The 1322-nt window shown below is 67.1% G+C and carries 2 protein-coding genes; both read left to right on the forward strand.

Annotated features, from left to right (window positions below):
• Positions 1-35: 35 nt before the first annotated feature.
• Positions 36-509, forward strand: coding sequence for a bifunctional nuclease family protein (locus ACWF94_RS40635; protein WP_005475662.1), 474 nt, complete (start codon positions 36-38; stop codon positions 507-509).
• Positions 510-716: 207 nt separating this feature from the next.
• Positions 717-1319, forward strand: coding sequence for a MerR family transcriptional regulator (locus ACWF94_RS40640; protein WP_453500346.1), 603 nt, complete (start codon positions 717-719; stop codon positions 1317-1319).
• Positions 1320-1322 lie beyond the last annotated feature (3 nt).

Below are 1322 nucleotides of genomic sequence, written 5' to 3' on the forward strand. Positions count from 1 at the left end.
ACCCAAAGGGGTCGGGCACGTCCTAGGGTTGCTGTGTGAACGAGCTCGACGTTGTGGGTGTCCGGGTGGAAATGCCCTCCAACCAACCGATCGTGCTCCTGCGTGAAGTGGGAGGCGACCGGTACCTCCCCATCTGGATCGGTCCCGGGGAGGCGACCGCCATTGCCTTCGCTCAGCAGGGCATGGCACCGGCCAGGCCGCTGACGCATGACCTTTTCAAGGATGTGCTGGAAGCGGTGGGCCAGGAACTGACCGAGGTCCGCATCACCGATCTGCGTGAAGGGGTCTTCTACGCGGAGCTGGTCTTCGCCAGCGGAGTCGAGGTGAGCGCGCGTCCGTCCGACGCCATAGCGCTGGCCCTGCGCACCGGTACGCCGATCTTCGGCAGTGACGGTGTGCTCGACGACGCGGGGATCGCGATCCCCGACGAGCAGGAGGACGAGGTGGAGAAGTTCCGTGAGTTCCTCGACCAGATCTCGCCGGAGGACTTCGGAACCAACAGTCAGTGACCGCTGTGGGGCGGGCCGTGGTGGCCGTTGAGCCGGGAGCCCGTAATGCGGTCGCTATGACCCATTCGGCCACCCTTTCCCCAATTTAGGACACGGTAAACCACTCTCAGGGTGATTATCACTCGGCGTGCCGAGTGTGGCGATCGTTGACGCACCCCGGGTGACTGCCTACCGTCGACTCGGCAGGTCAAGGACGGAGGGGTCGGCGTGAGAAGCAGCGGCGACAGTGCGGTTGGGGGCGCCCCCGGTAGAGGTCTGGGGGCGGGTGGGCCGTATCCGTTCCCCGGGGGTGTGGTCGATCCGCCGGCGGCACCGGAGACGGTCGGCTACCGGGGTCCCACCGCGTGTGCGGCGGCGGGGATCACCTATCGACAGCTCGACTACTGGGCCCGGACCGGCCTGGTCGAGCCCAGCGTGAGGCCCGCCCACGGGTCGGGCACCCAGCGGCTCTACGGCTTCCGCGATGTCGTCGTCCTCAAGGTCGTCAAGCGGTTTCTGGACACGGGTGTGGCGCTGCAGAACATCCGCGCCGCCGTACAGCATCTGCGGGACCGGGACAAAGCCGATCTGGAGCGGATGACGCTGATGAGCGATGGCGCCACGGTCTACGAGTGCTCGTCGCCCGACGAGGTCGTCAATCTGCTCCAGGGGGGCCAGGGGGTCTTCGGAATCGCCGTCGGCGTGGTCTGGCGCGACGTCGAGGCGGCGCTCTCGCAGCTGCACGGCGAGCGTATCGACACCGGCGAAACCCTGATCGGGAACAATCCCGCCGATGAACTGGCCAGACGCCGACGCGACCGCGCCGTCTGAAGC

Source organism: Streptomyces sp. NPDC055078 (assembly GCF_053607985.1).